Here is a 25,573-nt window from a genome sequence, read left to right on the forward strand (position 1 = left end):
GGCTTATGCATCAATCTTAGCATACTTCGCATGAGATTCGATGAACTCACGACGAGGAGGCACCTCATCACCCATCAACATACTGAATACGCGATCTGCTTCTGCAGCGCTTTCAATAGTTACTTGTTTCAGGGTACGATTGTCTGGGTTCATGGTAGTATCCCACAGTTGTTCTGCGTTCATCTCACCAAGACCTTTATATCGCTGTACAGTAACGCTGTCTTCACGGCCATTGCCTGCAATACGGGCGATAGCTGCTCTACGTTGTTCTTCTGTCCAGCAGTATTCTTGTTCTTTACCTTTTTTCACCAGGTACAGTGGCGGTTGTGCGATGTACACATAACCTTGTTCTACCATGGCTTTCATGTAACGGAATACGAAGGTCAGGATCAGTGTGGCGATGTGACTACCGTCCACGTCAGCATCCGTCATGATGATGAGCTTGTGGTAGCGCAGTTTGGCCAGGTTCAGCGCCTTATCATCTTCTTCTGTACCAATGGTAACACCCAAAGCGGTGAAGATATTCTTGATCTCTTCGTTTTCGTAGATTTTGTGCTCCATGGCTTTTTCCACGTTGAGGATTTTACCTCTCAGTGGGAGGATCGCTTGGAACTGACGGTTACGGCCTTGTTTGGCTGTACCACCCGCGGAATCCCCTTCGACCAAGTAGAGTTCACATTTTTCTGGATCGTTATCGGAGCAATCAGCCAGTTTACCAGGAAGACCGCTACCGGTCATCACGCTTTTACGCTGTACCAACTGACGGGCTTTACGAGCGGCTTCACGCGCCTGAGCGGCCAATACTACTTTATTGATAACGGTTTTAGCTTCACGAGGATGCTCTTCTAGGTATGCTTCCAGTACGCTGGCAACAGAGCTGTCTACCACACCCATTACATCGGAGTTACCGAGTTTGGTTTTGGTCTGACCTTCAAACTGAGGCTCAGGTACTTTTACGCTGATGATAGCGCTCAAACCTTCGCGGAAGTCATCTCCGGTCACTTCTACCTTTGATTTCTCAAATAATTTATTCTTATCGCCATAGGATTTGAATACACGGGTGATCGCGCGGCGGAAACCGGCTACGTGTGTACCACCTTCTATGGTGTTGATGTTATTCACATAGGAGAAAATGCTCTCACTGAAAGAGTCATTATATAACAATGCTACTTCTACGGCAACATTGGAATCTTTGTCCTGTGCTTCGATGAAGATAGGAGAAGGCAGCAGTGCGTTTCTGCGACCATTCTTATCAAGCATCTGTACAAATTCCATAATACCGCCTTCAGAATAGAAAACTTCTTTATGGAATTGGCCGTGTTCATCTTTTTCACGCTCGTCAGTGAGGGTGATACGAATCTGACGGTTCAGGTAAGCCAGTTCGCGTAAACGGCCGGCCAGGATTTCCCTGTTATAGGTAGTTTCCTTAAAGATTTCGTTGTCTGGCTTGAAGTGTACAGTAGTACCGGTGCTATCAGATACGCCAATTTCACGTACGGCGTACTGTGGAATACCGCGGTGATATTCCTGCTCAAAAAGTTTCCCTTCGGTGCGAACGATAACATGCTGACGGGAGCTGAGCGCGTTTACGCAGCTCACACCCACACCGTGCAGACCCCCGGATACTTTATAGGTGTTTTTGTCGAATTTACCACCGGCGTGTAATACGGTCATTACAACTTCCAGTGCAGAACGTCCCTCTTTTGGAATAATTCCTACAGGGATACCACGGCCATCATCCACAACACGGATGGAATTATCTTCCAAGATAGTTACATCAATGTTTTTGCAATATCCGGCCAGCGCCTCATCGATGGAGTTATCCACAACCTCGTAAACCAGGTGGTGAAGACCCTTAATACCGATATCGCCAATGTACATGGCCGGGCGCTTGCGCACGGCTTCCAGACCTTCCAATACTTGGATACTCCCCGCATTATAACTGTTGCTGGGGCTGGTTGCTTGCACTAATTCTTCGCTCATATGTTGGTGTAAAATCTATTAGAAATAAAATGTGTCGACAATCATGCAAAAGTACGAAAAATAAGCCTTATTTCAATAAAAAAACAACTGTTTTTAAGTAGGATGGATGTACAGTTTTCTTTCTATATTTTGCCAGTCCCTGCGGTTTCCTTCACCCCCATGAAGATAGTTTTCCACACCAGGTTGAAAAAAGACTTCTTAACATCCCGCTGCAAGGTAGGCCGGCTAATTCTCACATTCTCTCCCGGCAAAGGGTTACTTTCTTTCAGGGCCATAATATTGGCTAAAAGGCTCATAAGCCCCTTCCGGACGTACTCATTGTGTTCTTTATCTTCCTTAAGAATAGCAATTCTGAGATGATCGTACAGTAGTTTAACCTGTCCGGAAGCCTTACGCTCGTCTCCCTTAATCTGGAAACTCAGTTCATGGATATGGCAGGATCGGATCTCCACTTTTCCCAGCGGTTTCGTAACGGGATTTAACTCCTTACCATTCATATTTTTCAGCTCTCCTGATACTGCAAAGTTACCGGTTTTGCTGCCAAGGACGAAATCAAAACGGGCGGCCAACTTACCGCTGTTCATCAAAATGGCGTCTATGTCGGCAATACAGTGATTGTTTTTCTTGACCAACGAATCCACATTGGTAATATTCAAAATACGACCATTGACATTGCTCAAACGCAGTTCCCCTGTGCGCCCGGATTCAGGATTGGTTTCTATATACTGTAGGTTCACCCGATGCCCCATCAACGTATCCACCATCAAGGGTACATCAAATTTGGCCAGTACCTGGTTGGGAAATTGCCCCAGTTTATCCCCTGGCGGCAGTGGTAAGCTTCGATCCCGATAAATCTCGAGTTTCCCTCCTCCTATCACCACTTTATCCGCCCAAATCTGTTGATCCTGTAGCAATAGCTTCGGATTGATGTTATACACGCCGATATCGCTCATCGCCACGTGATAATAATCCTGTTGATAGCCCAGCAACTGTTTAAACGCTTCTTTTTCATACCTGGGTGTGATTTCTATCCCTCCGATTCTCAGAATGCGTTCCGCAGCCTCATAGCGTATGCTGTTAATATTCAGGAAATAAAGACTATCCTTTGTTCTGGAAGCATAATCTCGCATACCGATTTCGTAATTCCTGGCATAGAGAAAGCGGGTAGGATCATTCAGGGCTTTGGAATCTATCAGGAAATCATTTACCCGGATACTCAGGTTCCTAAATTCATGCTCCACTACTGAGGAATCCTTCCTGATAAATTTGTACCTGACATGCGTGCTGTCTAGCGCGAGTGTGCCAATCAGAATAGATTTCATTTTGGGAGATATGTGCTGATAGGCCGTCAGCGGCTTGCTCGTATCTCGGACATTGGCATTTTGTTCTATTACGATCGTCGGACAGGTTACCTTCAATAGGCCAGCATTCAGTTCTTTATTGCGGAAATACCGCCATGGTTTGAAGTATTTCAGCTCCAGTTTCTCCACACTAATCAAGTATAACTCAGGAGGAGCCGTATGGTTTTGCAGCATACGCTCATATACAGCAGTATCCATAACCATACTGGCTTTTTGGAGCGTTACACTACCCGTAAGTACATTGAGACGCGCACTTTTATATTCCACTTTATACAGGCTGTCAGACATATCCCGTACATAGCTTTTGAGTTCTTCCCGCATCATGCCATTCCAGCGTTGGTTCAGGTAGAATCCCAATGCGAAAATAACTCCTGCCAGTATTCCGGCAATGACCAGGATCACCTTCAAAGTCTTGTTGATATAATACTTCCTTTCCATGTATAACTGAATGTCCTAAAGTTACGTCAATTGCCCCGTGTTATTCCTGTATATGAACTTTTAAATATATTGAAAAGTCTCGATGATTGTAAGGGGACTGTCATAATAATTTTCAATTAAAACTGAATGCCTAAATTTGTGAGGTTTTTAACACGACAGCAAGATGAAAGAAGTACAGGAAATATTAGCACTGGCCATTCCTCAGCCAGCCATGAGCGATCAGTTGCAACTGGTGGAGCAGGATCAGGTGTCGGTTCCTGACTGTCTGGATTTCACCTTGCAGCGATTCACTTATGATAAGCCTTTGCCGGTGGAAGATGTGGCGATGGTGGTATATCAGCCGGCTAAAAGAGGCCATGCTGCTGCTATTGAGCTGAAGTATTGTGTTGCTGGCAATAAGTATTGTAAGAACCCTGGTTGTACAGATCAAGTGTGTGCGGAATCAAAGCACAAAGCGTGTGATGAAAAGTTACCCTCTGTAGACCTGATCACTGTTAGATTTCAACCTTCCTTTATACAATCCTTGCAAAAAGGATCTACTTCTGTTTCTTTCCTGGAAATGCAGTCCCGTAAGCCATTTGTGAAAACTATTCAGCCATGCACTAAATCCAAAGCAGTGCTGGAAACATTGGTACATCACAATTACGATGGAATGCTGAAGAATATCTTCTTACAGAGTAAAGCGCTGGAGTTGTTGTTGTTCAGTTCTGATCAATTTATCCAGAACGATACCGATGAACGTTACGGTTGTAGGTTCCTCACACAAATGGAAGACCGCGAGAAGATTGAGAAAGCGCGGGCTATTCTGTTGGAGCAATTGGATTCGCCGGTGACTATCCGCGATCTGGCGCGTCGGGTGGCGATGAATGAGTGTTATCTAAAGAAAGGCTTCAAAGCGATGTATGGCACTACTATATACGACTACTTCCAGAAAGAGCGTATGGAGAAAGCCAAAGGTTTGTTATATGAAAAAGGGATGTCTGTATCAGAAGTAGCGATGCTGATGGGGTATTCCTGCATCTCCCATTTTTCCACTGCATTTAAGAAGCATACAGGGCTCAAGCCTTGTGAATTATTGCTTCGCTAATCCTTTACTGCAAAGGGTTTTGCATATTTTCCCAATTTGATTAATAGATTTCCCGATCCGATAAACGGAAGCCGGAATATCATCGTTTCTTTGTGTCACGATAAGCGGATATCGATTCGCACTTCCAAAGCTTCCTTATCAGATTTGACCATGGAAGAAACTTGGCTGGCAAAAAGTAAGTAAAGCCATAAATCTACTTGCAATATCAAACACCATTTGAAAGTGCATTACTTGCCAGAAAGGTTTTGACCACATTATAAAATCGCTTTGCATATTCATGCAAAGCGATTTTTTGTTTCGCGCAAGGTGCGCAAAGAAATAAGATTGCAAAGGGATTGTGAAACATGGTTGCCTAATATGTCAAGTAGGTTTTAGATAGTTTGGAGTACTGATAATTCTAATGACCAACAAACAATAAAAAACAATTCTTTGCTCCTCTGCGCCCTTTGCGAGAAAGAAACCTACGGGTATGAAAAAACCCCGCCCAAAAGAGCAGGGTCTGTCCTATTTATCCCTATACCTATGAAATACGAATTTAAAATTATTCAGTGATGGTGCCTGCATCGTTCAGTAGCACTGCCTTATCTGCGCCATTATCCTGAATAGTTACTTTGTAGTAGGCAGCAACATCTGCCCTTTCAATTTTCCAGCCATCTTTGATGGTAGCAGCCGGGTATTTTGTTTTCAGTGTTGTTGCCACTGATTCCGGCAAGTTCTGTGCGTCGTACTCACTTCTGGTGGCTACCCAGCCTCCATCGGCGTTATACTCTGCTACAGTTTTAATATTTTCTTTCAGGAAACTAACGTTCCAATGTCCAGCACTTGTCTTTGTCCACTTGGCGTCAGTTGTACCTGCAAAATTCTGTTCAAAAGAGCTTTTCACTGCTACGGGTGCTTCCACCTTTGGTGCAACAGTTTTTGTTTTCTTAACTGATTTTTTTTGCTGTGCAAAAGTTATGCCGGAAGAGACCAAGACCGCGCAAATAATTAACGTCAACTTTTTCATAATAAGATATGGTTTTACCGTTGGGTTAAAAAATTTACCAGGTTTCTCAATTCTCCCTTTTGGACACCAAAACAATGCCAAAAACGTAAATTAAATACTCTTTATTGTAATTTACGAATAAAAACACAAAAAAAGTTTGAAAACCGGCAAAATTACGGTACCGACATCTTTAGGTCCCGGCCTATTTTATTAACTTCGCACAATTTTAATCAATTATTGTATCATATAACATCAAAGGACGGGGAATTGTTTTATGTCCAGCAAATATCAGGAATATAACCAACTGAATTTACCTCAGATAGAGAAAGATATACTCCAGCAATGGGAGCTGCACCAGGCTTTTGAAAAGAGCGTGGACGTTCGTGATGGAGCTACTCCGTTTGTATTTTATGAAGGCCCACCCAGCGCCAATGGATTGCCTGGTATTCACCACGTAATCTCACGTACCTTGAAAGACCTGGTTTGTCGTTATAAAACGATGCAGGGCTTCCAGGTGAAACGTAAAGGCGGATGGGATACCCACGGATTGCCAGTAGAATTAGGCGTTGAAAAAATGCTGGGTATTACCAAAGAAGATATTGGTAAGAAAATATCTATTGCAGAATATAATGATACCTGCCGCACGGAGGTATTGAAATATAAAGATAAATGGGATGAACTGACCAAGAAGATGGGCTACTGGGTTGATCTCGAACACCCATACATCACCTTCGACAATAATTATATCGAATCCCTCTGGTGGGCGCTCAAAACCCTCTACCAAAAAGGATTTCTGTATAAAAGTGTCAGCATCCAGCCTTATTCTCCTGCTGCCGGAACTGGTCTGAGCTCCGCAGAGTTGAATATGCCAGGTACCTACAAAGATGTTAAGGATACCACTGTTGTAGCCATGTTCAAAGCGCAAAAGGCGGAAAACTCCCAATTCCTTTTCGACGCTGCCGGCAACGATGAAGTATTCTTCCTCGCCTGGACCACCACTCCATGGACTTTACCTTCCAACCTTGGTCTGACAGTTGGCGGAAATATTGAATATGTTCTCGTAGAAACCTTCAACCAGTACACACACCTGCCTATCAAGGTGGTGATGGCGAAAGTCCTGTTGCATAAATACTTCAAAGCAGAAGGGGAAAACCTGGAAATGAGCTCCTACAATGAAGGAGACAAAGTAATTCCATGGAAAATCCTGACCAGCTTTAAAGGTAAGGATCTGGAGAATGTTCGCTATGAGCAATTGTTGCCTTATGCACAACCAGAAGAAGGAGATCCATTCCGCATCCTGGTGGGCGATTTCGTTACTACAGAAGATGGTACCGGTATCGTACATACGGCTCCAGCCTTCGGTGCAGACGATAACCGTGTAGGTAAAAAATATGGTATCGGTATCCTCACCCTGGTGGATAAAGCCGGTAAATTCACAGATAATGTGGGAGAATTCTCCGGCAGATATGTGAAGAACTATAAAGATGATCCGGACTATAAAGATGTAGACGTAGACATCGCGGTAAAACTGAAGAAAGAAAACCGTGCCTTCAAAGTGGAGAAATATGAACATACCTATCCACATTGCTGGCGTACAGATAAACCAGTATTATATTATCCGCTGGACGCATGGTTCATCAAAACCACTGCTGTAAAAGATAGGATGATTGAATTGAACAAAACTATCAACTGGAAACCTGCGTTTACCGGTACAGGCCGCTTCGGCAACTGGCTGGAAAACATGGTGGACTGGAACCTGAGTCGCAGTCGCTACTGGGGAACTCCTTTACCAATCTGGCGTACAGAAGATGGTGCGGAAGAAAAATGCATTGGCAGCATCGAAGAATTGAATACAGAAATTCGCAAAGCCAATGAAGTGCTGGGTGGAGATGTGAATAAATCATACCTGCATGAAGGTATCCTGGATCTGCACAAACCATATGTGGATGATATCATCCTGGTGAGCGAATCCGGTAAACCGATGCGTCGTGAGCCAGACTTGATTGACGTTTGGTTTGATTCTGGCGCTATGCCTTTTGCACAGCAGCACTATCCGTTTGAGAATAAAGAATTAGTAGATGGCCGTCAGGCGTTTCCTGCTGATTTCATCGCGGAAGGTGTGGATCAAACACGTGGCTGGTTCTATACCCTGCATGCCCTCGGCGTAATGCTGTTCGATACTGTAGCTTATAAAACAGTGGTTTCCAATGGTTTAGTACTGGATGCCAATGGTCTGAAAATGAGTAAACGCCTCGGCAACGTGGTGAATCCATTTGAAACCATTGCCCAATATGGTGCAGACGCTACCCGCTGGTACTTGATTACCAATGCTTCTCCATGGGATTCCCTGAAATTCGATGTGAAAGGTGTAGGCGAAGTACAGCGTAAATTATTTGGTACCCTCTACAATACCTATAACTTCTTCGCGATGTATGCCAACCTGGATAATTTCACATTCAAGGAGGCTTACATTCCATTGGAACAACGTCCGGAGATCGATCGTTGGATCATTTCCGTACTGAACTCCCTCGTGAAGGAAGCAACCGCTTACCTGGACGACTATGAGCCTACACAAGCAGGCCGTGCCGTTGAGCGTTTTGTGGATGAACACCTGAGTAACTGGTACGTTCGTCTCTGCCGTCGTAGATTCTGGAAAGGAGAATACGAACATGATAAGATTAGCGCTTACCAGACCCTCTACGAGTGCTTGGAAAAGGTAATCCAACTGATGGCGCCGGTATCTCCATTCTTTACAGATTGGATGTTTAACAACCTGAACAAGGTAACCGGTCGTAGCAAAGCGGAATCTATCCACCATACAGATTACCCTGTTGCCGATGCTAAAGCGATAGATCCTGAACTGGAAGAAAGAATGCAGTTGGCTCAAGATATCTCTTCCCTGGTATTATCCCTACGTAAGAAGGTGAATATCAAGGTGCGTCAGCCGTTACAAAAGATCCTGATTCCGGTATCAAGTGTTCACATGCAAGAGCAGATTGCGAAAGTGGAAGATTTGATAAAAAGTGAAGTAAATGTGAAAGGGATTGATTATCTTACAGAAACTGAAGGTTTCATCAAGAAAAAGATTAAACCTAACTTCAAATCTCTCGGAGCTAAAATGGGGGCCAGAATGAAAGCTGTTGCAGCTGCCATTCAGGCACTTACAGACGCAGACATTGCTGCAATTGAACGCGACGGGCATTTAATGTTGTCTGTGGATGGTGAGCCGGTGCAGATACAACTCTCTGATGTAGAGATCATTTCCGAAGATATTCCTGGATGGACAGTTGCGAATAAAGGTGCACTGACGGTAGCGCTCGATATTACTATTACTCCTCAATTACAGGACGAAGGCAATGCGAGAGAGCTAGTGAACCGCATTCAGAAAATCCGTAAAGACAGTGGTTTTGAACTTACTGACAGAATAGATGTTAAGGTGGCGGCGGCAGACTCTCTGAAGTCGGCGATTATTAACTATAATGACTATATTTGCACGGAAATTTTGGCAGATAGCTTGGATTTGGTAGCGACGCTACATGATGGTACAGAAATAGAGGTAAACGACCTTAAATTTAATGTATTAGTTAACAAAAAAAGCTAATCCCCCATGGCAACAAAAAAGAAGGTTGCTAGCAAACAGACCCTAAAGGCCGCTCCGGCGAAGTCCACTTCAGCGAAAAAGGTAGTAACAGCGAAAGCTGCCACTCCTGCTAAAAAAGCTTCGTCAGCACCTAAACCAGCAGCTCCTAAGGTAGCTGCCAAAGTTGCGAAGCCAGCAGCTTCTAAAGCCGTGGTAGTTAAGTCCTCCGGAAAAAAGACTGAAACAGTTCAAAATCCGGTTGTAAAGAAGGCATCTGCCCTCCAAAGCAAAACGCCGTCCGTTAAAGTAAAAGTTGCGGTTCCTACAAAATCGACCGTTAACAATGAACCTGCTGCAAAGCAGCAAGGGGTGACCAAAAGCGTTTCCGCTGAAAAACAGAAACCATTAATTTCTAAGTCAGAAGAAAAAGAACTTAAAACGATGGCAGTAAAGAAAGCAGAAAAGGAACAAGTTGCTAAGGAGAAAGAATCCACAAAGAAAGCAGCGGAGAAACCAGTAAAGACGGAAAAAACAGCCAAAGCGGAAAAAACCGCTAAACCGGCTGAAAAAACCGAGAAAACCGAAAAGACCGAGAAAAAAGGTAAAGGAAACACACTGGTGACTTACCAGCCTGAATTCACCAAATCCGTGCTGGATCAGCCAGACCAGCCTACTGGACCAGTATTCAGGTATAGTGATGCTGACCTGCAGGAGTTTAAAGAGCTGATCCTCAAAAAATTGGAAGCAGCGAAGAAAGAACTGGTTTACCTACAAGGCCTCATTACCCGCAAAGATGAAGCTGGTACTGATGATACTGAAAATAAATATATGAGCATGGAGGATGGTAGCGGTTCCCAAGAAAGAGAACAGCTCAACCAGATGGCCAGCCGTCAAATTCAGTTCATTGACCACCTGGAAAAAGCGCTGGTACGTATTGAAAACAAGACTTATGGTATTTGCCGTGTAACCGGTAAATTAATCGATAAGGCTCGTCTGAAAGCTGTACCCCACGCTACTCTTAGCATCGAAGCTAAACTGGCAAAAAGCAAATAAGCTTTACACGCAGCAGCGTAAAAATAAAGCGCCCCTTCGCAACTCGCGAAGGGGCGCATTTTTTTTATCAACTGCAATGAGCCTTCAGTTACTGGCAGCCTAACATGCAGCTATTTCTTTTTTTCGTTTATTCATTTGCTTTACTGCGAAATACAGTATAGTCGCCGCACCCAAGCCCACCAAACTACCTATACCAATCCTTTTCGCTTGCTTTGAATTGATACGAATAGGCGGAATTTTTATTCCTTTTTTTACGGGTGTTACATCAGGTACAATATCCAACAACGGCTGCAACGACAGCCCAGTGATGATTTTGTCTGCAATCTTTTCTACAGCCGCGCGCTGATATTGTGGACAAAAGGCCACACCGATGCCAGCTTTGATGAGTAATTGTTCGTCCTGCTTACCATCGCCTACATAGATGATATTCTGCGTAGCGATACCATATTCTTTGGAAATATAAGCCAACAAGTGACTCTTGTCGTAATGGTGGTCCTTCATGAAATATTCACCCACCGTGAATTTCCCTGTGGATACACTGTTGACCAACTGGATTTTGTTGGAGAAGACGAAATCCATTCCCAGTTTGTTTTTGATATGGCGGGCTACGCATCCATATGCATCCGTAACAAGTCCACATACATATCCCCTTCTCTTCAATTCCTTCACGACCCCTTCAATACCAGGTATGATAGGAATAGCATCGGCTACTTCCAGCAGTTCCGCAAGATTTCTGTGTTCAAATAGTGCTGTTATCTTCTCTAGTTTTTCAATCGGATCCTGTATGGTGGCCTGTAGTTGCAGGTATGCAGGTTCCTCATCAAACGCGATAGCAGCCCAATAGAGATAATCTTGTGTGAATACAGCATGATCGAGATTGAAGATGACCATCTTCTCCATTTTTTCTATGGATTCAAGGATGGAATATTCCATTTGTTCTCTGATCACATTAATGTTGCCGAGGGTTTCCAGGTTTTCAGAAGGAATATTTTCTGCTTTCTTCAGGATGGTGCGGGAAACTTCACGCGACATTTTACTGAGTTGTTCCCAGGTTTGCATGGCATTCTCCAGGCGGCCGATATTGGCTTCTGCGATACGTGCACCCATGAGATGGGTATCAATCAGCAGACCGATGTCTACCCCATAATCATTCTCAAACTGCACTTTGGTCAACACTGATTTTTTGGCGGCAATCATACCGCTGAGTGGTTGCTGGAAATGTGCTAATTCTGGGAAGAGAATACTTAGCAGTGGCTTGGCCACCAGTTGGGTGACCCTGCCTGCCTGCCTTTCAAAATAGGATTTAACGAAATCGGCTTCGTCTTTTTCAATAGGACTGGTTAGTAAGTCCACAATATTGTCGGGGTAGGTAGTAATATCACCATCTACGTAGGCGATGATATCTCCTTTTGCTGCCATCATTCCTTCTCTCATAGAGATGCCTTTTCCGCGCTGGCTACTAGTGATGACACGTACCTCTTCTTTCATCGCTTCCGCTACGGTATTATCCGTTGAATTGTCATCTACTACAATTATCTCTATCTGGCGGGATGTTTTCTTAATCGTTTTAATAACCTGGCGTATGGTGGCGCCTTCATTTAATACAGGAATTACGATCGAGATCATAGGAGTTCGCTATGTTAAAGGTTAAAAAAATATGCTACAAAGAGCTGCGCTGGCATTATCAGCAAGGGGTATAACAAAAACGATACCATAAAAACCGCTGTGGTGGCCAAAAAAAGCGGCTCCGGAATTTCCGGAGCCGCTTTACGTATATGCAATAACGTTAAGTTATTATTATTTGAATTCCTGCATCTCTACTAATTTTCGGTAGATGCCTTCTACTGCCATGAGTTCATCGTGGGTACCTGTTTCTACGATTTCACCTTTTTCCATTACCACAATTTTGTTAGCATGCTGAATAGTACTGAGGCGGTGCGCAATCACAATAGTGGTGCGGTTTTGCATCAGTTTATCCAGGGATTCTTGTACCAATTTTTCTGACTCTGTATCCAGTGCAGAAGTAGCCTCGTCCAAAATCATGATAGGAGGATTTTTAAACACAGCTCTCGCGATGGTGAGGCGTTGACGTTGACCACCACTCAGTTTCATACCACGATCACCAATAGTAGTATCGTAGCCGTTTTCCAGGCCTTCTATGAATTCGTGGGCATTGGCAATTTTTGCCGCCTGAATTACTGCATCCCGATCAACATTCGTCTGCCCAAACGCAATATTATTTAACACGGTATCATTGAAGAGAATTGCTTCCTGAGAAACAACACCCATGAGTCCACGCAGATCATCTAGTTTGATATCTTTCACATCTACACCATCAATGGTGACACTACCTTTATCCACATCGTAGAACCTTGGCAGAATGTCTGCCATGGTGGATTTACCAGCACCACTGCGGCCCACCAAAGCTATCATCTCCCCTTTCTTTACCTGCAATTGTACATTTTTCAGTACTGGTTTATAAGGATCTTTTTCGAATGCGAAAGTAACATTGTTATAAGTGACATCTTTATCAAACCCTTTAACAGCAATAGCATCTGGCTTTTCTGTAATATTTACTTCTGCATCTAACAGACCAAAAATACGTTCACTAGATACCAACCCTTTCTGCAAGGAAGTGATAGCAGTAGAAATATTTTTTGCAGGTTGCAAGATCTGGGAATAGAATACCAAGTAGGTGATAAATGCAGCACTGGTCAGCACTTTGTCGCCAGAAAGTACGATGCTACCACCATAAACAATCAATATAACGACAATGATTACACCGAAAATTTCAGAGATAGGGGAAGCCATCTCACGTTGGTTATAAATCGACTTACTTACTTTGATGAAGTGCCTGTTTACCGAAGCAAATTTTCTTTGCATGAATTTCACTGCACTGAAAGATTGAATCACACGAATACCGCTGATGCTCTCTTCAGAAATGGCAATGGTTTCGCCAAAAAGCGCCATGCTGAAAAATCCTTTCTGCTTCAGCTTCTTGCTGATATAGGATAATAGAAATCCTGATATCGGGAAGAAAAATATCGTAAAGAGGGTGAGTTTAGCAGAGAGATAAAATAATGCAGAGAAGTATGCAACGATGATAAATGGATCGCGGAGGAAAACCTGGATAGAGTTGACCACATTGGATTCTATCTCTTGTACGTCGCTAGAGAAAATAGTCAGGATTTCACCTTTCTTACGGTTATGGTAGAACGAAAGTGATTGTTCTGTCACTTTGTTATACATAGCGTTTCTCACTTTTTCCAGCAACACCATGCGCAGTCTTACGATCACACGGGCGCTCATATATCGGCCCACATTGGCGATGGTTGTACAGATGGCAATAAATGCTCCTACAAATATCAGTGCACCGAATTTATCATTATGCAGTACAATATAACTGTTGAAGTGATATTTAAAGAGATTGATGAAATATTGAATGGAGAAAGTAAATTCCGGGCGTGTTAGCACATCTGGTTTCACCTTGTCAAACAGCACATCGAGTAAGGGGATTAACATGGAAAAGTTTACAAGTCCGAAAACGATTCCTATAATTGTATAGATGATGTACTCGGGCAGGTAATGATGTAAGGGAGAGGCGTATTTCAATAATCGCTTTAAAGTCTTCATTCCTGTTGCTTTAGTCTTGATTTTAAGAACAGGCAAAAATAGTACAATTAGGTATAATTGTGAGGTAAACCGCTTTGAAATCGGCCAATCTTCCGCGGAAATGGTTAATTTCGCAGTTAAAGCTCCCAATTATAAACGAAAAAACTGAACGACATGCAGGAAACTAAGAGGCAAAAACAAATTGGACAGTTGATACAGGAAGAACTGAGTACTATCTTCCAGCGCATGGGCTTTAACGTGCTGGAGGGTGGAATGATATCCATTGCTGCCGTTAAGATGACACCAGATCTGCTGGAAGCGAAAGTTTACCTGAGTATGTTCCAGATCAAAGATAAAGACGGTATGCTGGAGCGTATCAACGAGCGTATGGGAGAAATCAAAAAAGAACTGGGTATGCGGGTAGGCAAGCAATTGCGCCGTGTTCCGGAACTGACTTTCTTCCTGGATGATACCTTGGACTATGTATTTAAAATGGAGGAAGTATTCAAGAAAATTAAAGAAGACGACTCCAAAATTAAAGGCAATTCCGATACAAAAAACGACACTAAATAATTAAAGTCCCGCTACTGGCGGGGCTTTTGGCTTATTCATATGATCTGGCAGTTTGCTTCCCGTTACTTCAGGGCCAAGAAATCGACCAATGCCATAAATATTATAGCCTGGGTAAGTGTGGGGGCTATTGCAGTTGGAGCCGGGGCGTTAATAGTTATTTTGAGTGTTTTCAATGGTTTTGAGGGGCTTGTAAAATCCTTATATTCTTCTTTTTACCCTTCTGTGAAGGTGGCGCCTGTATCTGGCAAGACTATCCGACTTGATTCGGTGCAGTTAACCCGTATCAAAGCGCTTCCTGGAGTGGCCGATTATTCTGCTGTGGTAGAAGAAAAGGCGGTATTGCGTTATGGTGATGAGCCTACTATCGCTGTTTTGAAGGGAGTAGACAGCCATTACACCCGTGTTGCGGATCTCCGCGGGAAAATCGTCAGAGGTAAGTTTAATACAGGCGATGCGGAGGAAGGCTACGGCGCTATCTTTGGCTTGGAGCTGGAAGGTGCATTGGGCGTGGATGTAGAACATAGTCTGGCACCGATTACCGTATATCTACCTCGTAAAACCGCTACCTCCTTTACAGTACCGGAGGATGCACTGAATAGTGGGATTATTTATCCTAAAGGGACTTTCGCCATACAGCAAGAGTTCAATGCCAAATACGTTATTACAAATGTTGAGTTCATGCGGAAATTGCTGGAACTGGGGCCGGATGAGATGTCGGCCTTAGAGGTTGGTGCTGTTCCCGGTACAAATGATGACCAGTTACGTAACCAGTTACAACAATTATTAGGACCTGGCTATAAAGTGCAGACCCGCTTCGAGCAGAATCAGTCGTTATATGCGATCATGCAAACGGAAAAATGGGCCGTGTATGTGATTCTAAGTTTTATCCTAGTGATTGCCGCCTTTAACATGATCGGATCACTATATATGTTAGTGATTGAGAAACAGAAAGATATCACCATTTTAAAAGCAATGGGAGCGCGTCAATCGTTGGTGATGCGGATCTTTTTGGCGGAGGGGTTGATTATTGCGGGAATTGGGGCGTTTCTGGGTTGTGGTTTAGGAACTATTTTTTGTTTGATTCAGCAACAATGGGGGATTATTCGATTGGAGGGGACTTCCTTCTTGGTAGATTCTTATCCTGTGAGTATGCATTGGGGGGATTATGTATTGGTGTTGGTAACGATCTTAGTGATTGGTTTGGCAGCTAGTTGGTATCCGGCGAGGCGTGCATCGAGGGAAGCGATGGAGTTGAAGGCAACCTGATAATAATATAATACTTACGATATAAAATAAAAGGCCGCGATTTTCGCGGCCTTTTATTTTATATCGTTATAAGTGAATACTGATTAGTAATCGCCCAGTGTTTCTGGTAATTGAGCGAGGGCTTTTGCCAGTTGCTCATCACTAGGAGCGATACCGTGCCATTCGTGGTGACCTTCCATGAAGTCTACTCCTTTACCCATAACGGTCGTCATTACGATGCAGATTGGTTTACCTTGACCGGTGAGGGATTTTGCTTTTTCCAGGGTAGCTACTACTTCGTCCATGTTGTTACCATCCATGTGCAGCACTTGCCAGCCGAAGGTTTCGAATTTAGCGCCAATATCGCCGAGGCCAGCCACGTCTAAGGTGGTACCATCGATTTGTTGGCCGTTAGCATCTATGGTGATGATAAGGTTGTCTACTTTATGGTGAGGAGCAAATAAAGCTGCTTCCCAGATTTGTCCTTCTTCGAGTTCGCCATCGCCGTGGAGGGAGAATACGAGGTTTTTATCGCCATTCAGTTTTTTAGTGAGGGCAGCGCCAATTGCAACGCTCATTCCTTGGCCCAGAGAGCCAGAGGCGATACGTACACCTGGCAGATGTTCGTGCGTAGTTGGGTGACCTTGCAAACGAGAGTTCAGTTTGCGGAAGGTATTGAGTTCAGCCAGCGGAAAGTATCCGGAACGGGCAAGCACGCTGTAGAACACTGGAGAGATATGGCCATTAGACAAGAAGAACAGATCCTGATCTTTACCATCCATATCAAATGGAGCTGGTTTATGATCCATTACCTTGAAATAAAGTGCGGTCAGAAAATCCGTACAACCTAAAGAGCCGCCTGGGTGGCCACTCTGAACAGCATGAACCATTCTAACGATGTCCCTTCTAACTTGTGTAGCTATATCTTGAAGCTGTGGCATGATACTTGTTAATTTTTAGAGCCGCAAAACTAAAAGAATTTCGTAGAAATGTGGCTGTTGAATGTTTGATTTGCGCGACCAAAATATCACAAAATCTTTATTTTTTAAGAGAATATTTACACATTTCATTGAAATTAATATCTTTGCACTCTAACCCCCCAATAAATGGAGAATGTATTAATTGCTACCGTCCTAAGTTTTGTTGTTACCTATTTTTCGATTCCCATACTCATTAAGGTTGCGGAATTAAAACATTTATACGACGAACCGGACGAAAGGAAAGCCCATAAAAAGCGTATTCCAACGCTGGGTGGAATCGGATTTTTTTCCGGTTTCATCATTGCTGCAACGGTCTGTGTACCGGCGTTGCAGAATTCCCCTTTCCAATATATGATGGCAGCATTCTTTATCATTTTCATGGTAGGCATGAAGGATGATATCGTAGGGTTGTCTCCGTTAAAGAAGTTGATAGGTCAGTTACTGGCTTCATTTGCTATCATATATCTCGGCAACCTGCAGATTTCAAACATGTATGGCTTTATGGGGATCTATGAATTACCGGCCAGTATCAGCCTGATGCTGACGTATTTCACCTTCATAGTAGTAATTAATGCCTTTAACCTGATCGATGGGGTAGACGGTCAGGCTGGTAGTATAGGCTTGTTGGTTAGTGCCATTCTGGGTGCTTATTTCCTTCATGTTGGCGAAACCACTTATGCAGTGATAGGGTTTGCACTGGCGGGTGGTCTGGCTAGTTTCCTGATTTACAATATTTCTCCGGCTAAGATATTTATGGGAGACACGGGCTCTCTGTTGATTGGACTGGTAAACGCCGTATTGGTGATTAAGTTCATTGATGTAGCTGGTAATCCGGCTGGCAAGATGCCCATCACCGCAACACCGGGTGTAGCTTTTGCCATTCTGATTGTTCCGCTGTTTGATACCCTCCGTGTATTTGCGGTGCGTATGCTCCAAGGACGTTCTCCTTTCTCTGCAGACCGGAATCACATCCATCACTACCTGCTGGATCTGAAACTCAATCATAAACAAACGACACTGGTATCTGTTTCTGTGAATGCGTTATACATTGCTGGAGCCTTTGCGTTACAAGGCATTGGTACTACTGCAATGGTATTCGTAGTGGTTGGGTCGGCATTGTGTCTCACTACATTATTATACCTCGTACGTAGGCGCAAACTGGCAACTGTATTGAAACCAGTAATGGTGCCAGCCGCGGCCTCCGAACCAAGCACAGTTCAGGAGTCGCCCGCCTCCAAGATTCTCCGCGTTTCAAACGACGGTATCTTACAAGATAAATAGTCTCACAAACATATTTTAAAGGGTAGCAAGTGGATTGCTACCCTTTTTTAATCGCCGACAGGCGGCTTTACTTTGACGATTAAAAGAAAACGTGTAGGTTTGCACGCACTTAACTATTTATGTTATGCAAGATGATCTAAATCTTATACTGGATGACGCTGCGGACTCGATGAAAAAAGCAATCGGTCACCTGGAATCGGAACTGACCAAAGTTAGAGCCGGTAAAGCCAATCCGCAGATTCTGGATGGTATTAATGTTGACTATTACGGTGCTGCCACTCCACTGAACCAAGTGGCCAATGTGGCTGTTGCAGATGCCCGTACACTGACCATACAACCTTGGGAAAAGAATATGCTTCAACCAATTGAAAGAGCCATCATTGCTGCTAATATTGGTCTGAATCCTCAAAATGATGGTGTTATCATCCGTCTTTTCCTGCCTCCTCTGACTGAAGAAAGAAGAAAAGAGTTTGTAAAAAGAGTGAATGGTGAAGGTGAACAGGCAAAAGTAGCTATTCGTAACATCCGTCGTGATGCGATTGAGGCTATCAAAAAACTTCAGAAAGATGGTTTAAGTGAAGATACTGCCAAAGATGCTGAGGCTGATGTGCAAACAATGACCGACAAAAACATTGTACTGGTAGACAAGCACTGTGAAACCAAAGAGAAAGAAATAATGTCCATCTAAGACAGGAGAATATTACTATTAAAAAAGCCCCGGATGACTATCATCTGGGGCTTTTTAATGTATAATGACCAATATGGATTTAGGCGTTTTTCGCCCGGTTTACCAGGTATACCCCGAAAAGAATCAGTAACATGCAAGCCACCTGCATGGAGTTGATTGATTCATGGGCGAGCAATCCCCAGCCCATAGCTACAATAGGCAATGCGTATGTAACCATAGATGCGAACATGGCGCCAGCACGGCGTATTAATAGATAGAACAATACCGCGGCAACTCCTGTACCCATTACTCCCAATACCAACCCGGCTGCGAGAGAGCGCCAAGGAGCATGGTCTGTAGTGAACTGTGGGAAGAAATCAGTGAACAGCAAAATAGGGAGCGTAAACAGTCCATTGAAAAACATGGCGATGGACCCCAGTTGTAATGATCCATACCCTTTCAGATGATGATGTACCAGGCTAATATTACTACCATAACTAATGGTAGCCGCTACCACCAACAAACCGTAATACCAGTAATCATTGGTCGCAATACCCTTATTGGCGAAGAGCAACACCACGCCTATGAGGCCTACTCCTACTCCAGTAAGTTGGGCTTTTTTGATGGGACTTTTAAAGAATAAAAAGCCCGTCAATAGTGCCATTAGTGGAGTGAGGGAATTTAATATACCCGCTAAGGAACTGTCTATCTTGGTTTCTGCCAAACAGAATAAGAAGGCTGGCAGGCCATTTCCCAAGATACCCGACAATATGATGATCGGCAATTTTCGTACAGGCGTTTCCTTCAGAGACTTTGGAAGGAAAGGCAATAGTGCCAGTCCTGCAGCCACCAGCCTTAAACTGGCTACCTGGTATGGGCTAAAGGATTCCAGACCGATTTTCATTAGAATGAAGGAACTGCCCCAGGTAAGAGATAGCAGGAGAAATACTCCCCAATTAGCGATTTTTTGGTTCAAAGTGGCAATATTTTATGTCCGCAAAGGTCAGATTATATGGGCATTTATGCAAAAGAATCCGGAAAATTCAGAACAGATATGCTTCCATTTTGTTAAATTTAAAAAACTGAATGTTCAACGCATGGGTAAAATCAAACTAGCAGATATCAGCACTTCCGCTCCAAAAAAATTAGACAAAGAAAAAGTCAAAGCTGCCACCAAAGAAATTTTGCAAGAACTGGACGAGCTACAGAACTTGCTGTATGCAGAGCATAAGCATAGTGTATTGATGGTTATCCAGGGAATGGATGCTAGCGGAAAAGATGGCGTCATCAAAAATGTAACAGGAACCTTGAACCCACAAGGTGTAACTGTCTATTCGTTTAAGACTCCTACCAAAGAAGAAACAGATCATGATTTCCTCTGGCGAGTACATAAACAATCGCCTGCAAAAGGAATGATACAGGTATTCAATCGCTCGCATTATGAAGACATCCTGATTCAGCGTGTACATAAATGGATAGATGATAAGACGGCTTATAAGCGCATGGACGCCATCAATGATTTTGAAAAACTATTGGCGGTGCATGGGAACACACAGATACTGAAATTCTATCTGCATGTATCCCGTGAAGCCCAGACACAAAGGTTATTAGAGCGTACAGAAGATTCACGTAAGATGTGGAAATATAATGAACAAGACCTGGAAGAAGCCAAGTTGTGGGATAAATATATGGCTTGTTATGAGGATGCATTAAACAACTGTAACTACATTCCTTGGATCGTAGTACCAGCAGATCACAACTGGTATAAAGAATATGTTGTTGCAGTAACGTTAAGGGATACACTGAAATCACTCAAGATGAAATATCCCCGTTTGAAGAAATAATGGATTAATAATTAACGGTTTATGATATTATGTTTTAATTTCGTTTACTTATTTAATCAATAAAAAAACCTTGCATTATGTCGTTCATCAAAGAGTTTAAAGAATTTGCCATGAAAGGCAATGTAATGGATCTTGCTGTGGGTGTGATCATTGGTGGAGCGTTTGGAAAGATCGTTACATCATTAGTAGAAAATATTCTGATGCCTCTCGTTGGATTGTTTACCCGGGGCAAGAATTTTAATGACTTCTTTGTATTGTTGGACCATAGTAAGGGGGAAGTAGCCACACTTGCAGAAGCCAAAACTAAAGGGGTGGCGGTATTTGCCTATGGTGCATTTATTCAGAGTATCATAGATTTTCTGATTATTGCGCTCTGTATTTTCATGCTGGTGAAATTCATGAACCGCTTAACCCGTAAACAACCTGCTGCTCCCGCTGAACCTTCTGCACAGGAAAAACTGCTGATGGAAATCCGCGATGCTATCAAAGCGAAACCATAATTTTTTATAGATACCCCGATACCTGTTTCCTCGTAAGGGGAAACAGGTTGGCTATTTCATACTAAGAAGAACAATAAAATAGTAATTGATGAAAAGATTTACTTTATCCATTGCATGCTGCCTGTTATTTTGTTTGATGGTCCAGGCTCAGGATAATAGCTGGATGAAGAACGAGCGGGAAGCTGCCGCCAAGAAACTGAAGAAAAAAGATGATAAGGATACTATCCCTAATGGCTGGAGAAAAGGGGTAAATCTGAATGTTAACATCAACCAAGGAACTTTGAGTAATTGGGCTGCTGGGGGAGACAACTTCTCCTTTTCCCTTGGGTCTACCATCTTCGGTTGGGCTAATTACAAAAATGGAAGAAGAGAATGGAGCAATGTAGCTGATCTGGCATATGGTTATATTAATACTACCAGCCTTGGCGGACGTAAAAGTGACGACCGTATTGATCTGACTACCAAATATGGTTATGACATTGGTAGACATTGGTTTGTGAGTGGATTGGTTAACCTTCGTACACAGTTTACAGATGGTTATCAGTATCCCGCAGATACTACCCCTGTATTTTCCTCTACTTTCCTTTCACCTGCGTATACCTTAGTTTCTCCGGGTTTTGATTACAGACCCAATGATGAGTTTTCACTGTTCCTCTCTCCTGCTACCGCGCGTTTCGTGATAGTAATGGATAAGTATTTATCTATGCATGGGGCTTATGGCGTTGATACTGGTAAGCACGTAAAATATGAAATGGGTGCGTATCTCTCTGCTAACTACATAAAAACTATTGCTAAGAATATTAATTATAAAGGACGATTGGATTTATTCTCTAACTACAGACATAATCCACAGAATATCAATGTCTACTTTACAAATGCATTGGAACTGAAAGTAAATAAGTGGATCTCCACCGTACTGACAGTGGATATGATATATGACGATAATGTGAAAGTGTTTGAAAATAAGAAGACAGGTGTGCTTGGACCTCGATTACAGGTCAAGCAGGTCTTGGGGATTGGATTTGCCGCCAAGTTCTAGTTACCGGGAATTTTGTTATTTTTGATATCAACAGCAGCAGGGATTTGTCTTTTACAGGCACTTGCTGCTGTTTACAATTAAAAACCTAACCGTGATCGATCAATCCACATATAAAATTGTACTGCCACAGTTCGAGGGGCCCTTTGATCTGCTGTTGTTCTTCATTGAGCGAGATGAACTGGATATCTACAATATCCCCATCAACAAGCTGACACAGGATTTCCTTGATTATATTCATCATATTGAATCGCTGAATATAGAACTGGCCAGTGAATTTATTCTCTTCGTATCTACGCTGATGCGTATCAAAGCGAAGATGCTGCTGCCTCGCAAAGAGCTGGATGAGCAGGGAAATGAGATCGATCCAAGGCTGGAACTGATTGACAAGATCTTGGAATATAAGCGTTACAAACAAGCTGCCATTGAATTGGCGGAGATGGAAGCGGATAGAATGCTGGCCATTAAACGTGGAAATATTGCCAAAGAACTATCGGAAATCGGAGAAGCCACCTCAGAAGGAACAGAAGTACAGACCCTCACACTCTTCAAGCTGGCAAAGACTTTCGAGAAAGTTATCCAACGCATGAAAGAGCGGGATAACAAACCGCAGCACGTTGTTTACAAGTATGATTACACCATGGAAGGTTCCAGGATGTATATGGAAGAACTGGCCCGTGCAGAGCGTACCCTTTCCTTCGAGAAAATATTCGATCACTGTAAAGACAGAGTACATGCTATCTTCCTGTTCCTCTCTATGCTGGAATTAGTACAGATGAAGCACCTCGGTATTATGGTGGGAGAAGGTAGAAATAATTTTATCATTGATTATATTGATCCTTCCAATAGGGAGGAAGAACCTGCAGGAGTAGTTATCGATGGCTGATAAAAGAGGAAATATTGAGATAGTGTCCTTACCGGATTATGAACATAGTAACCCTACTTTCATCGTATCTGGTTTGTGCGAATTGGGAGAGAGTTTTTTCCAACAAATAGGTGTGCCTCACCGGCATGATTTCTATACCATTTACTGGATTAAAACCGGAAAACTCACCCAAACGATCGACTCCGTTGTCCATGAAGTAAAGGATAATACCCTCTTTTTCCTCGCGCCTGGACAAGTGCATAATATCCAGTCCAGCCAGAAGATTGAAGGCTATATGATCGCTTTCCAGGATTCATTCATGTGCCTGCGTGATCAACAGCAGACTTCCAGCATTAAATCCAGCCTCTTTTTTAATAATCAGTTCAGTTCTATTATAACTATCAACAATGAGGAATCCGTCGATTTTGAGGCGGTTATCCACTTAATGATGAAGGAATTGAGCCTGAAGGAACCTGACTATGATACCGCCCTCCATGGATTGCTGCGTTACTTCCTTGTATTAGCATCCAGGGTGAAAGGGGAAAGTGTGGTGGCTACCACCGATCAGCTTGCTGCACATAATAGCTCTATCTTCCTGAATTTCAAGAACTTAATTGAAGATAAGTACACGGAATTAAAGAATGTGTCAGATTATGCTAATCTGCTATATATTAAACCAGTGTTACTGAATGAAATAAGTAAGCAATTGTCTGGTATTACCGCTGGTGAACACATCCGCAACCGGGTTATCTTGGAAGCGCAGCGATACTTACATTTTACCGACCTCACCGCCAAGGAAATCGCCTACAAGCTAGGGTTTGAGGACCCTCATTACTTCAGTCGTTTCTTTAAAAAATATACCAATCAGAGCCCTTCTGAGTTCAAAGAAGCCTCCAAAGCGGTAAATACCCAGCCATAAATCCCTTTTTAGAAAAAAAGTCCATTACTCGGTGAGTTTTATCCATTTTACAAGGATGTTGTAACATGTACTTTTGTGTTGTCTTAATCAGGAGGCAATTATGAAAACAATAAAACATGTAACCGACATATATAAAGCACCTGCCCCTCACATGGTAGGAGATGGCTTCAGAGTGCATAGTGTACTGCCTGGCGGTACACGCAATGAAAATAACCGGGTAAGCCCTTTTATCTTATTGGATTACGGCGCACCTGCTTATTTCCCGCCTACCAACCGTCCTCGTGGTGTAGATCAACACCCTCACAAAGGATTTGAAACCGTAACAGTGGTATACCAGGGCGAACTGGAACACCGCGACTCAACCGGCAGCTATGGTAAACTGGCTCCTGGCGATGTGCAGTGGATGACTGCTGCAAATGGTATCGTTCATGAAGAGAAGCACGAAACTGAATTCAGCAAACGAGGTGGTAAAGTAGAAATGGCCCAGTTGTGGGTAAATCTGCCGAAGGCATATAAAAGCGACAAACCTCATTATCAGAACCTGACTAAAGCAGAAATTCCTGTAGTAGCCATTTCTGAAAAGAGCTACCTGCGTGTGATTGCCGGGGAATACAATGGTACTAAAGGCGCTGCCAGTACTTATTCTCCAGTGAACCTACTCGATGTGCAGTTGAAAAAAGGCGACAGTGTAACCATGTCTTACCCTGAAAACTTTAATACCATGGTGGTACTAATGCAAGGTAAAGCCGACTTCGACGGGACACTTGCCAATGCAGTGGAAACGGTATTCTTCGATAAGAAAGGAACTGAAATCACGATCACAGCACAGGAAGATAGCTCATTACTCTTACTGAGCGGCGAACCAATAGATGAACCGATTTTCGCTTACGGTCCTTTTGTGATGAACAACGAAGAAGAAATCGTAGAAGCGATTAACGATTACAATGCCGGCAAGATGGGCTTTTTGAACTAAGTATTATTACATCTACATACATAAACAATTTTATTCTTAACACTTTTAATTCAAATTATATGACTACCTGGAAAATTGATCCTACTCACAGTGATGTTCAATTTAAAGTAAAACACCTGATGATCACTACCGTTACCGGCCAATTCGGTACGTTCGATGCTACTATGCAAACAACTGGTAATGATTTCTCCAATGCTAATATAACTTTCGAGGCAGATATCAACAGTATCAGCACACAGAATGAACAACGCGACCAGCACTTATTACAGTCCGATTTCTTCGAAGCTGCGAAATATCCTAAAATGACTTTCGTATCCAAAGAAGTGAAAAAAGTGGATGATGAAAATTACAAACTGATTGGTGATCTGACTATCCGCGATAATACTCGCCCAGTAGAATTGAAAGTGGAATTCGGTGGTGAAGTTGTGGATCCATGGGGCCAAACCAAAGCTGGTTTTGAGCTGAGCGGTAAAATCAATCGTAAAGATTTTGGTCTTACTTTCCATGCAGTAACCGAAGCAGGTAGTATTATGCTGAGCGACGAGGTAAAACTCCTGGCTAGCATTCAAATGGTAAAACAACAGTAATCAT

The 25,573-nt window shown here is 43.1% G+C and carries 21 protein-coding genes; 14 read left to right on the forward strand and 7 right to left on the reverse strand.

Going from position 1 to position 25,573, the window contains the following annotated elements; all coding sequences use genetic code 11:
* Window positions 1-3 precede the first annotated feature (3 nt).
* The gene (gene gyrB, locus JO154_RS20690) at window positions 4-1,983 is read right to left on the reverse strand and encodes a DNA topoisomerase (ATP-hydrolyzing) subunit B (RefSeq protein WP_291949058.1); all 1,980 of its coding nucleotides are present in this window, start codon (window positions 1,981-1,983) and stop codon (window positions 4-6) included.
* 122 nt (window positions 1,984-2,105) lie between these two features.
* Window positions 2,106-3,782: a hypothetical protein gene (locus JO154_RS20695; RefSeq protein WP_291949061.1), complete on the reverse strand. Its 1,677-nt coding sequence runs from the start codon at window positions 3,780-3,782 to the stop codon at window positions 2,106-2,108.
* A 163-nt stretch (window positions 3,783-3,945) separates the two neighbouring features.
* On the opposite strand from JO154_RS20695, the gene JO154_RS20700 reads away from it, so the two are divergent.
* Window positions 3,946-4,869: an AraC family transcriptional regulator gene (locus JO154_RS20700; RefSeq protein WP_291949063.1), complete on the forward strand. Its 924-nt coding sequence runs from the start codon at window positions 3,946-3,948 to the stop codon at window positions 4,867-4,869.
* A gap of 541 nt (window positions 4,870-5,410) precedes the next feature.
* Here JO154_RS20700 and JO154_RS20705 read toward each other — a convergent pair.
* Window positions 5,411-5,875 carry a PepSY-like domain-containing protein gene (locus JO154_RS20705; protein ID WP_291949065.1) on the reverse strand — a complete coding sequence of 155 codons (465 nt, stop codon included), beginning with the start codon at window positions 5,873-5,875 and terminating at the stop codon, window positions 5,411-5,413.
* Between the two features lie 253 nt (window positions 5,876-6,128).
* Between JO154_RS20705 and ileS the strand changes: the two genes are divergently transcribed.
* Both ileS and JO154_RS20715 read left to right on the forward strand, forming a co-directional pair.
* Entirely contained in the window at window positions 6,129-9,455 is a 3,327-nt protein-coding gene (ileS, locus tag JO154_RS20710; RefSeq protein ID WP_291949067.1) for an isoleucine--tRNA ligase, read from the forward strand.
* A 6-nt stretch (window positions 9,456-9,461) separates the two neighbouring features.
* Window positions 9,462-10,487, forward strand: coding sequence for a TraR/DksA C4-type zinc finger protein (locus tag JO154_RS20715; protein WP_291949069.1), 1,026 nt, complete (start codon window positions 9,462-9,464; stop codon window positions 10,485-10,487).
* Between the two features lie 99 nt (window positions 10,488-10,586).
* On the opposite strand, the gene JO154_RS20720 is transcribed toward JO154_RS20715, so the two are convergent.
* Window positions 10,587-12,113, reverse strand: coding sequence for a glycosyltransferase (locus tag JO154_RS20720; protein ID WP_291949071.1), 1,527 nt, complete (start codon window positions 12,111-12,113; stop codon window positions 10,587-10,589).
* Between the two features lie 171 nt (window positions 12,114-12,284).
* Window positions 12,285-14,120: an ABC transporter ATP-binding protein gene (locus JO154_RS20725; protein ID WP_291949073.1), complete on the reverse strand. Its 1,836-nt coding sequence runs from the start codon at window positions 14,118-14,120 to the stop codon at window positions 12,285-12,287.
* A gap of 153 nt (window positions 14,121-14,273) precedes the next feature.
* Between JO154_RS20725 and rbfA the strand changes: the two genes are divergently transcribed.
* Together rbfA and JO154_RS20735 are read left to right on the forward strand one after the other, a co-directional pair.
* Window positions 14,274-14,672 (forward strand): 30S ribosome-binding factor RbfA, encoded by a 399-nt coding sequence (gene rbfA, locus JO154_RS20730; RefSeq protein ID WP_291949075.1) that lies wholly within the window; start codon window positions 14,274-14,276, stop codon window positions 14,670-14,672.
* 39 nt (window positions 14,673-14,711) lie between these two features.
* Window positions 14,712-15,938, forward strand: a complete 1,227-nt coding sequence (locus tag JO154_RS20735; RefSeq protein WP_291949076.1) for an FtsX-like permease family protein — start codon at window positions 14,712-14,714, stop codon at window positions 15,936-15,938.
* An 83-nt stretch (window positions 15,939-16,021) separates the two neighbouring features.
* Here the strand turns inward: JO154_RS20735 and JO154_RS20740 are convergent, their stop codons facing one another.
* Window positions 16,022-16,858, reverse strand: a complete 837-nt coding sequence (locus JO154_RS20740) for a transketolase (RefSeq protein WP_291949077.1) — start codon at window positions 16,856-16,858, stop codon at window positions 16,022-16,024.
* Between the two features lie 165 nt (window positions 16,859-17,023).
* Here JO154_RS20740 and JO154_RS20745 point away from each other — a divergent pair, with 165 nt between their 5' ends.
* Both JO154_RS20745 and frr read left to right on the forward strand, forming a co-directional pair.
* On the forward strand, window positions 17,024-18,178 hold the full coding sequence (locus JO154_RS20745; RefSeq protein ID WP_291949078.1) for a glycosyltransferase family 4 protein: 1,155 nt from the start codon (window positions 17,024-17,026) through the stop codon (window positions 18,176-18,178).
* A 124-nt stretch (window positions 18,179-18,302) separates the two neighbouring features.
* The gene (gene frr, locus JO154_RS20750) at window positions 18,303-18,866 is read left to right on the forward strand and encodes a ribosome recycling factor (RefSeq protein ID WP_291949080.1); all 564 of its coding nucleotides are present in this window, start codon (window positions 18,303-18,305) and stop codon (window positions 18,864-18,866) included.
* A gap of 79 nt (window positions 18,867-18,945) precedes the next feature.
* Here frr and JO154_RS20755 read toward each other — a convergent pair whose 3' ends face one another.
* Window positions 18,946-19,821 carry a DMT family transporter gene (locus JO154_RS20755; RefSeq protein WP_291949083.1) on the reverse strand — a complete coding sequence of 292 codons (876 nt, stop codon included), beginning with the start codon at window positions 19,819-19,821 and terminating at the stop codon, window positions 18,946-18,948.
* 46 nt (window positions 19,822-19,867) lie between these two features.
* On the opposite strand from JO154_RS20755, the gene JO154_RS20760 reads away from it, so the two are divergent.
* From JO154_RS20760 to JO154_RS20790, 7 genes are all read left to right on the forward strand, one after another.
* Window positions 19,868-20,689 carry a PPK2 family polyphosphate kinase gene (locus JO154_RS20760; protein ID WP_291949085.1) on the forward strand — a complete coding sequence of 274 codons (822 nt, stop codon included), beginning with the start codon at window positions 19,868-19,870 and terminating at the stop codon, window positions 20,687-20,689.
* Window positions 20,690-20,766: 77 nt separating this feature from the next.
* A complete protein-coding gene (mscL, locus tag JO154_RS20765; protein WP_291949087.1) occupies window positions 20,767-21,189 on the forward strand; it encodes a large conductance mechanosensitive channel protein MscL in 423 nt (140 codons plus the stop codon).
* A gap of 88 nt (window positions 21,190-21,277) precedes the next feature.
* A complete protein-coding gene (locus JO154_RS20770; RefSeq protein WP_291949089.1) occupies window positions 21,278-22,228 on the forward strand; it encodes a DUF3078 domain-containing protein in 951 nt (316 codons plus the stop codon).
* A 91-nt stretch (window positions 22,229-22,319) separates the two neighbouring features.
* A complete protein-coding gene (locus tag JO154_RS20775) occupies window positions 22,320-23,111 on the forward strand; it encodes a segregation/condensation protein A (protein WP_291949091.1) in 792 nt (263 codons plus the stop codon).
* Entirely contained in the window at window positions 23,104-24,009 is a 906-nt protein-coding gene (locus tag JO154_RS20780; RefSeq protein WP_291949093.1) for a helix-turn-helix domain-containing protein, read from the forward strand. The genes JO154_RS20775 and JO154_RS20780 overlap by 8 nt, the downstream gene beginning before the upstream one ends.
* 100 nt (window positions 24,010-24,109) lie before the next feature.
* Window positions 24,110-24,982, forward strand: coding sequence for a pirin family protein (locus JO154_RS20785; protein ID WP_291949095.1), 873 nt, complete (start codon window positions 24,110-24,112; stop codon window positions 24,980-24,982).
* Window positions 24,983-25,041: 59 nt separating this feature from the next.
* A complete protein-coding gene (locus JO154_RS20790) occupies window positions 25,042-25,569 on the forward strand; it encodes a YceI family protein (RefSeq protein WP_291949097.1) in 528 nt (175 codons plus the stop codon).
* Window positions 25,570-25,573: the final 4 nt, after the last annotated feature.

The organism is Chitinophaga sp., assembly GCF_019236475.1.
GTDB lineage: Bacteria > Bacteroidota > Bacteroidia > Chitinophagales > Chitinophagaceae > Chitinophaga.

Bases quoted from the DNA above. Each gene is read 5' to 3' on its own strand.
- gyrB (WP_291949058.1), bottom strand. From the start codon at position 1,983: ATGAGCGAAGAATTAGTGCAAGCAACCAGCCCCAGCAACAGTTATAAT.
- JO154_RS20695 (WP_291949061.1), bottom strand. From the start codon at position 3,782: ATGGAAAGGAAGTATTATATCAACAAGACTTTGAAGGTGATCCTGGTC.
- JO154_RS20700 (WP_291949063.1), top strand. From the start codon at position 3,946: ATGAAAGAAGTACAGGAAATATTAGCACTGGCCATTCCTCAGCCAGCC.
- JO154_RS20705 (WP_291949065.1), bottom strand. From the start codon at position 5,875: ATGAAAAAGTTGACGTTAATTATTTGCGCGGTCTTGGTCTCTTCCGGC.
- ileS (WP_291949067.1), top strand. From the start codon at position 6,129: ATGTCCAGCAAATATCAGGAATATAACCAACTGAATTTACCTCAGATA.
- JO154_RS20715 (WP_291949069.1), top strand. From the start codon at position 9,462: ATGGCAACAAAAAAGAAGGTTGCTAGCAAACAGACCCTAAAGGCCGCT.
- JO154_RS20720 (WP_291949071.1), bottom strand. From the start codon at position 12,113: ATGATCTCGATCGTAATTCCTGTATTAAATGAAGGCGCCACCATACGC.
- JO154_RS20725 (WP_291949073.1), bottom strand. From the start codon at position 14,120: ATGAAGACTTTAAAGCGATTATTGAAATACGCCTCTCCCTTACATCAT.
- rbfA (WP_291949075.1), top strand. From the start codon at position 14,274: ATGCAGGAAACTAAGAGGCAAAAACAAATTGGACAGTTGATACAGGAA.
- JO154_RS20735 (WP_291949076.1), top strand. From the start codon at position 14,712: ATGATCTGGCAGTTTGCTTCCCGTTACTTCAGGGCCAAGAAATCGACC.
- JO154_RS20740 (WP_291949077.1), bottom strand. From the start codon at position 16,858: ATGCCACAGCTTCAAGATATAGCTACACAAGTTAGAAGGGACATCGTT.
- JO154_RS20745 (WP_291949078.1), top strand. From the start codon at position 17,024: ATGGAGAATGTATTAATTGCTACCGTCCTAAGTTTTGTTGTTACCTAT.
- frr (WP_291949080.1), top strand. From the start codon at position 18,303: ATGCAAGATGATCTAAATCTTATACTGGATGACGCTGCGGACTCGATG.
- JO154_RS20760 (WP_291949085.1), top strand. From the start codon at position 19,868: ATGCAAAAGAATCCGGAAAATTCAGAACAGATATGCTTCCATTTTGTT.
- mscL (WP_291949087.1), top strand. From the start codon at position 20,767: ATGTCGTTCATCAAAGAGTTTAAAGAATTTGCCATGAAAGGCAATGTA.
- JO154_RS20770 (WP_291949089.1), top strand. From the start codon at position 21,278: ATGAAAAGATTTACTTTATCCATTGCATGCTGCCTGTTATTTTGTTTG.
- JO154_RS20780 (WP_291949093.1), top strand. From the start codon at position 23,104: ATGGCTGATAAAAGAGGAAATATTGAGATAGTGTCCTTACCGGATTAT.
- JO154_RS20785 (WP_291949095.1), top strand. From the start codon at position 24,110: ATGAAAACAATAAAACATGTAACCGACATATATAAAGCACCTGCCCCT.
- JO154_RS20790 (WP_291949097.1), top strand. From the start codon at position 25,042: ATGACTACCTGGAAAATTGATCCTACTCACAGTGATGTTCAATTTAAA.